6 protein-coding genes and 1 pseudogene are annotated in these 7039 nt (G+C 75.8%); 1 reads left to right on the top strand and 6 read right to left on the bottom strand.

Features of this window, described 5'->3' with window-relative positions; all coding sequences use genetic code 11:
• The 3 genes and pseudogenes from gltD to HYE82_RS32070 all read right to left on the bottom strand — a co-directional run.
• Positions 1-416: pseudogene (gene gltD, locus HYE82_RS32080) on the bottom strand (glutamate synthase); the annotation flags it as partial.
• Positions 417-514: 98 nt separating this feature from the next.
• Positions 515-793 (bottom strand): DUF6225 family protein, encoded by a 279-nt coding sequence (locus tag HYE82_RS32075; RefSeq protein ID WP_179177723.1) that lies wholly within the window; start codon positions 791-793, stop codon positions 515-517.
• Positions 794-871: 78 nt separating this feature from the next.
• The gene (locus tag HYE82_RS32070) at positions 872-1486 is read right to left on the bottom strand and encodes a TetR/AcrR family transcriptional regulator (RefSeq protein ID WP_179177722.1); all 615 of its coding nucleotides are present in this window, start codon (positions 1484-1486) and stop codon (positions 872-874) included.
• Positions 1487-1609: 123 nt separating this feature from the next.
• Between HYE82_RS32070 and HYE82_RS32065 the strand changes: the two genes are divergently transcribed.
• Positions 1610-3028: an amidase gene (locus tag HYE82_RS32065; RefSeq protein WP_179177721.1), complete on the top strand. Its 1419-nt coding sequence runs from the start codon at positions 1610-1612 to the stop codon at positions 3026-3028.
• A gap of 274 nt (positions 3029-3302) precedes the next feature.
• Here HYE82_RS32065 and HYE82_RS32060 read toward each other — a convergent pair whose 3' ends face one another.
• The 3 genes from HYE82_RS32060 to HYE82_RS32050 form a co-directional block, all read right to left on the bottom strand.
• The gene (locus HYE82_RS32060) at positions 3303-4439 is read right to left on the bottom strand and encodes a S8 family peptidase (RefSeq protein ID WP_179177720.1); all 1137 of its coding nucleotides are present in this window, start codon (positions 4437-4439) and stop codon (positions 3303-3305) included.
• A 270-nt stretch (positions 4440-4709) separates the two neighbouring features.
• Entirely contained in the window at positions 4710-6344 is a 1635-nt protein-coding gene (locus tag HYE82_RS32055; protein ID WP_179177719.1) for an isovaleryl-CoA dehydrogenase, read from the bottom strand.
• Positions 6328-6942 (bottom strand): TetR/AcrR family transcriptional regulator, encoded by a 615-nt coding sequence (locus HYE82_RS32050; protein WP_179177718.1) that lies wholly within the window; start codon positions 6940-6942, stop codon positions 6328-6330. The genes HYE82_RS32055 and HYE82_RS32050 overlap by 17 nt, the downstream gene beginning before the upstream one ends.
• Positions 6943-7039 lie beyond the last annotated feature (97 nt).

The following is a 7039-nucleotide window of genomic DNA, read 5'->3' as shown; positions in this document are numbered from 1 at the left end:
GGCGGGACGGGGGCGGTGTACCCGTGTTCCCAGGCCTGGTCGGCGATGGTCTGCTCGACGTTCTTGATGGTGACCGGGTCGGAGTTGATGGCCAGGACGCAGGCGTCCTCGCAGGGGGCGGGGCAGAGCCGACCGGTGAATTCGGGGAAGTTGTTCGTCGCGTGGAGCCGGTCCGAGGCGGCCCGCCAGTCGCCGTGCGCGGCGTAGGCGTTCCACTCGGGTATGAGGTTGCCGAGCGGGCATCCGCCGTGGCAGAAGGGGACACCGCAGTCCATGCAGCGGTTGGCCTGCGCGGACACCAGGGGCAGCAGCGCCTGCCCGGCGTGGACCTCCAGCCAGTCGCCGATCCGACGGTCGGCGGGCCGGGACGGGACGGGGCTGCGGGGCGTGCGGAGGAATCCGTGCGGATCGGTCATGCGCCGCCTCCCTGGCTCACGGGGCGGTTCCGGCGTTCAGACCAGGCTACGCCGGGTCCGCCGGACCGTCCCGGCGACCGCCGGGACGGTGCGGCCGGTCAGTCCAGGTCGGCGTGGTAGACGCCGGCCGTGGCGTCGGCGAAGAGCGTGAACTGCACCCGGGCCCCGCCCCTGCCGCCCGGGCCGTCCTGCTCGCACTCGATGTCGAGCTCCACCGGTTCGGCGTCCACGAGTACGTACTCGCCGTAGCTGTCGAAGTCGCCGGGACCGTCGGCGACGCCGATGTGGATCGGGGTGTCGTCGGGCAGTGCGGCCAGCACCTCGCGCAGTCGGCCGGCGGTCCATACCTGTGGGTTGTGATCGAACGTCTCAGCCATGCGCAGACAGTAGAGCCATCCGGGGTCGGCGGCGGCCGCGCCGCGCCGAACGGTTCTTCGCGGACACAGGTCGGTTCTTCAGGGTGTGTCGGCACCCTCCCACAGGGCGGCCAGGTGGGCGTGCAGGACGTCCTGCGCCTGGTCCGCCGCGAGGTGGCCGATGAGGACGTGCGCGGTGAGTCCGTCGGCGAGGGCGAGGAGGGTACGGGCCTCCCGGGCCGGGTCCGGGAGGGCGGCGGCATCTCCGGCGGCGCCCCCGGCGGCTTCCGCGACGAGGCGGGTGAACACGTCCTGCAGGGCCGCGTAGTTGGCGCGCACCGCGCGGGCCAGCGGCTCGCTGACGGCGGCCTGGGCGAGGAAGGCGAGCCAGACCCGGGCCTCGGCGCGGTGTTCCTCGCGCAGCAGGGCGAGTTCGGTGGCCGCGTGGCCCAGGGCCGTTCCGGCGGACTGGGCCGGGCTGCGGACCAGGCGGGCCCGTACGCGCTCGCCGATGCGGTCGCCGACGTGGGCGAGCGCGAAGAGGAGCATCTCCTCCTTGGTGCGGAAGCACCGCTGGACGGCGCCCATGGACACCTGGGCGCGTTCGGCGACGTCGCGCAGGGTGACGCCCTCCAGGCCGCTCTCGTCGGCGAGCGCGCAAACGGCCTCGGCGATGAGGCGGCGTCGCCCTTCGTGGTCCACCTGCCGGGGCATGGCGTGTCTCCTGTCCGTGGTGTGCCGTGTCCGGGGCCGACTTTATGCGATGCACCCGCATCGGTTCGCGGTGTATCGTTCCGATGCAAGCGCATCACAACGAGGTACGGGGAGGTGGGGACCGTGCGCGAACCCCTGTGGCGGCTGTCGGCGGCGGAGCAGGCGGAGGCGGTGCGCCGGGCGGAGGTCTCGGCGGTGGAGCTGGTCGACAGCCATCTGGAGCGCATCGCCGAGGTCAATCCGCGGGTGAACGCGGTCACCCGGCTCATGGCGGAACGGGCCCGGGCGGACGCGGCCGCCCTCGACCGGCGGCGCGCGGCCGGCGAGGCCCTGGGCCCCCTCGCGGGGGTGCCGTTCACGGTGAAGGAGACCACCGCCGTGGCGGGGGTGCCGACCACGTTCGGCGTGGAGCGGTTCCGGGACCTCGTGGCGCCCGCGGACGCGCCTCCCGTGGCGCGGCTGCGCGCGGCCGGGGCCATTCCGGTCGGGCACTCCAACATGCCGACGCTGGTCCTGGCCGGGATGCACACGCGCAGCGAGCTGTTCGGGGACACCCTCAACCCGTGGGACCCCGCGCGGACCCCCGGAGGGACCAGCGGGGGCGACGCAGTGGCCGTCGCGACCGGCATGGCGGCGCTCGGGCTCGGCAACGACTCCGGCGGATCGCTGCGCGTCCCGGCCCACTTCTGCGGGGTCGCGGCGCTCAAGCCGACGGCCGGCCGGTTCCCCGCCGACCACCGCGTCCTCGGCCCGGAAGACCCCGGGCCGGCCTCGCAGATCCTGGTCACCGATGGCCCGCTGGCCCGCCGGGTAGGCGATCTGCGGCTGGCGTACGAGGTCCTGGCCGGGGCCGATCCCCGCGACCCGCGGGCGGTGCCGGTACCCGTCCGCGGGGAGGCGCTCCCGGGGCCGGTGAAGGTCGCGGTGGTCGCGGACCCCGGCGGGCACGGAGTCCACCCCTCGGTGCGGGCGGCCGTGGAGGCGGCGGCGGGCGCGCTGCGCGACGCCGGGTACGACGTGTGCGAGGTGGCGGACGTACCGCGGCTGGACGAGACGGTGGAGGTGTACGACCGGATCACCATGACGGAGTTCGCACCGTCCTGGCCCGCGGTACGGGGGCTGCTCGGCCCGGAGGGGAGCCGTTACATCGAGATGGCCATGGAACGGACGCCTCCGGTGGACGCGGCCGGACTGGTCCGGCTGATGGGGACCTGGCTGGGCATCCGCCGCTCGTGGGCGGAGTTCCTCGACGCATGGCCGCTGCTGCTCGGCCCTTCGTTCACCGAGCCGCCGGTCGAACCGGGACTGGAGTCACGGGACCGGGCGGGCCGGGAGCGGGTCGCGTCGGGCCTGCGGCTGTGCACGGCGACGAGCTTCGCGGGCGTGCCCGGCGTGGCCGTGCCGACCGGGACGGACGCCGACGGACTGCCCTGCGGGGTGCAGATCGTCGGGCGGGCGTTCCGCGAGGACCTGTGCCTGGACGCGGCCCGGGCGGTGGAGGACCGGCTCGGCGTCCTGGCCCCGGTGGACCCGCGGGGATAGCACGTCCCGACGTCCCCCATTCGGCCCCCGGGCCGCCGGTTGCGGCGTGCGGTGCCGGGACGCAGCGGCTGCCGCGTCCCCGCCGCCGGCATCGAGCACGAGCGCACCGACGGACAGCCCGGCAGCCCGACGGACGACCGGGCAGGCCTCCGTCACTCCTCCCCGCACGGCCGCCGGGGTCCACCCCTGCCGGCAGCAACCCTCGCCCCGTACGCAGGGTCGCACTGGCACCCGCCGGACCGGGCAGGGCACGACCGGGGCCCGGCCCGGCCCCCTACCTGCTGCCCGCGTTGAGCAGCCGGTTGGGGGTCTGTGCCGGGACGCCCGTCAGGACGTCCCGCGCGGCCCGCCCGGTGATCCAGGTGCGGACCTGTGCCGGGGTCGCGTCCGGGTGCCCGGACAGATACAGGGCGACCGCGCCCGCCACGTGCGGGGCGGCCCACGAGGTGGCGATGGCGTCGCTGGTCACGGTGCCCGCGCCCGCCAGCGCGGAGGTGATCCTCTCGCCGGGGGCGTACAGGTCGACGCACGGGCCGTGCCCGGAGCCGAACGCGTCGCTGTCCCGCCAGTGGTGGTCGGCGGCGGTGGACGCGGCGACCACGAGTGCACCGCGCGCGCCGGCCGGGGAGTGCCCGCAGGCGTCGTCGGCGAAGTTGCCCGCCGAGACGACCACGGGGATCCCCGAGGCGATCAGACGCTCCACGGCGGCGTCGAGGGCGGCGGAGCGCTTCTCCAGGTTGAGGGACATGTTGACCACGGCCGGACGGCGGGCGTGCTCGGCCACCCAGTCCACCGCCTTGATGACGGAGGCCTCGGCGGCCGGGCCGGCGTCCTTCGCCCGGGCCGAGCCGCCCCCGCCCTCCTCGCACGCGATGGCCTGCACGCGGACGAGTTCGGAGCGCGGGGCGACGCCGTGGGTGCGTCCGCCGATGATGCCGGCCACGAACGTGCCGTGCCCCAGGCCGCCGCCGTCGAGGCAGTCACCCGCGTCCGGGTCCCCGACGAAGTCGGCCCCGAGGGAGGCGCGGCCGCCGAACTCCGCGTGCCTGACCTCCATGCCGGTGTCGAGCACGTAGACGCGTACGCCGCTGCCTTCGGCGCCCGCGGCGAAGGTGCCGTCGAGCGGCGGGGTGCGCTGGTCGATCCGGTCCAGGTTCCACGGGACCCCCGTGCGGGGGGCGGGCGCGGCGCCGGGGTTCCCGGACGGCGGCCGGCTGCCCGTGGGGGCGCCGGAGGGTACGGTGCCGCCGCCCGGCGAGCCGATCGGCGCGGGCCGGGACGGACCGGAGGAGGCCGTGGGCGCCCCTGCAGTGCCTGGGGCGGCCGGGTCCTCGGTCGGGGAGCAGGCCGAGAGCCCGAGTGCCACCGCCGCCGCGGTGGCCGCCATCGCGTGGGTGCGCGCGCGTGCCATGTCGTCCCCTGTCGCCGCTGAGGCCGTCTGCCGTCGGCGGCGGAGACGTCGGGGGCGGCGGCGCGGTTGCACGGGACAGGGCGGATCCCGTCCGGCCGTCCGCGCGCCCGAACGCGCACGCGCAACCTTCCGCCGAGGTGTCGGCAGCCGGCGAAGCATCCGGCACGCCACGGGGCCGCACCCCGGGTCCGGGACCGACAGTGGTCCTCGCCGCCGGCCCCCGCACCCGGGACCGGACCGGGACCGGGGTGCGGCCCCGGACCCGTGGTGTCAGACGGACGCCGTGCGGGCCCGGGCGAGTACCGCCCCGGTGTCCACGCCCGTCGGGAGGGTGCCGTAGGCCCCGCCGTGCTCACCGCCGAGCCGGGAGGCGCAGAAGGCGTCGGCGACCGCGGCCGGGGCGTGCCGCTGCAGCAGCGCCCCCTGGAACACCAGGGCCATGGTCTCGGTCAGCTGCCGGGCCCGGTACTCGGCCTCGGCCGGGTCGGCGAGCTGCTTGTGCAGCGCGGCCACCGCCGCGTCGAGGTGCCGGTCGGCGCCCGCCGCCCGGCCCACCTCCGCGAAGAACGCCTCCACGGTCTCCGGCTGCCGGGCCATGGCCCGCAGCCCGTCCAGCGCGGCCACGTTGCCCGAGCCCTCCCAGATGGACGACAGGGGGGCTTCGCGGTAGAGGCGGGGCATGCCCGAGTCCTCGATGTAGCCGTTTCCGCCCAGGCACTCCAGGGCCTCGGCGGCGTGTCCGGGAGCCCGCTTGCACACCCAGTACTTGGTCACGGCCAGCCCCAGCCGGCGCAGCAGCGCCTCGTCCGTGTCACCGCGGGCGACCCGGTCCGTGGCCCCGGCCAGCCGCATCGCGACGGCGGTGGCGGCCTCGGACTCCAGCGCCAGGTCGGCGAGGACGTTGCGCATCAGGGGCTGGTCGATCAGGGCCTTGCCGAACGCCCGCCGGTGGGTGGCGTGGTGGACCGCCCGGATCAGCCCGAGGCGCATGCCGGACGCCCCGCCGAGGACGCAGTCGAGGCGGGTCGTGTTGACCATCTCGATGATGGTGGCGACCCCGCGCCCCTCCTCCCCCACCAGCCGGCCGAAGGCCTCGTCGTACTCGATCTCGGCGGAGGCGTTGGAGCGGTTGCCCAGCTTGTCCTTGAGCCGCTGGAGCAGCAGGCGGTTGCGGCTGCCGTCCGGCAGCACCCGCGGGAGCAGGAAGCACGACAGTCCGCCGGGGGCCTGCGCCAGGGTGAGGAAGACGTCCGACATGGGCGCCGAGGTGAACCACTTGTGCCCGGTGAGTCGGTACGTGCCGTCCCCGGCCGGTACGGCGGTCGTGGTGTTGGCGCGGACGTCCGATCCGCCCTGCTTCTCGGTCATCGACATGCCGGCGATCAGTCCGCGCTTGGTGTCGGGGCGGCGCAGGCCGAAGTCGTAGGTGCAGGAGGCGAGCAGGGGCTCCAGCCATTCGGCCAGGGCGGGCGTCGCACGCAGGGCGGGGACGGCCGCGTACGTCATGGAGACCGGGCAGGTGTGGCCCGCCTCGACCTGGCTCCAGACGAGGAACTTCGCCGCGCGGGCGACGTGCGCACCGGGCCGGTCGTCGGCCCAGGGGGCGGCGTGCAGGCCGTGCGTGACGGCGGTGCGCATCAGCTCGTGCCAGTACGGGTGGAACTCGACCTCGTCGACGCGGTGGCCGTAGCGGTCGTGGGTGTGCAGCACCGGGGAGTTCTCGTTGGCCAGGCGCCCCCAGTCGGCGGCCTGTTCGGAGCCGGCGAGGACGCCGAGCTCGTGCAGCTCGGGCGCGGCCCAGCCGGCTCCCTCGCGGTCGAGGGCGGCCAGCAGGGCCGGATCCGCAGCGGCGTCGTAGCCGTGGTGCGGCGGTACCTGGTTGGTGACCTCATGCGTCTGCGGCATCGTGTCCTCCAAGGGCGCGCAGGGTGAAGGTGATCAGGCCGGGGATGACGTCGCCGGGGGCCGCGTAGCCGTCGGCGAGGGGCCCGACGAGCGCCTCGGCAATGGCGCCGACCAGTGCGGCGGCGGTCAGCTCGGGGTTCTGCGGGGGCAGTTCGCCGACGGCCGTGCCCGCGGCGATCCGTTCGGCGTACACGTCGCGGAACGCGCGCCGGAAGACGAGGCGTTCGGTGTCGACGGCCGGGTCGGCGGGTTCCGCGAGGAGGGCGTAGGCCCGCCGGGGCGCCTGCAGCGCCCGGGCGGCGAAGGTCTCCACTGCTGCGGCCACCCGCTGGGCGGCGGTCCCGGGGCGGTCCGCGGCGGCGGCGACGGCCTCCAGCTCCCGCGCGACCAGGGTGCGGAACAACGCGGCGGCGAGTTCGGACTTGCCGGAGAAGGACTGGTAGACGCTGCCGGTGGAGATGCCGGCCTCGGCAGCGATCGCGGCGACGGAGCAGCCTGCGTACCCCTCCCGGGAGAGCAGGCGGACGGCGGCTTCCAGGACCCGGTCGCGGCGGGCGTCGAGGCGGGCCTGTACGGCAGGCGGGCGGCGGTAGGGCACGGGAAGGATTGAAGCACCGATTCACTGCTTCACGAAAGACCCGTCCCGCGCCGGCACCGCGCGGCGGGGCGGTATCGGGGGGCGGGCGAGTCCGGCG

This window comes from Streptomyces sp. BR123, from assembly GCF_013401435.1.
Classification (GTDB): domain Bacteria; phylum Actinomycetota; class Actinomycetes; order Streptomycetales; family Streptomycetaceae; genus Streptomyces.
Note: the sequence above shows the minus strand (reverse complement) of the source record. Positions and strands in the feature narration are given on the sequence as shown.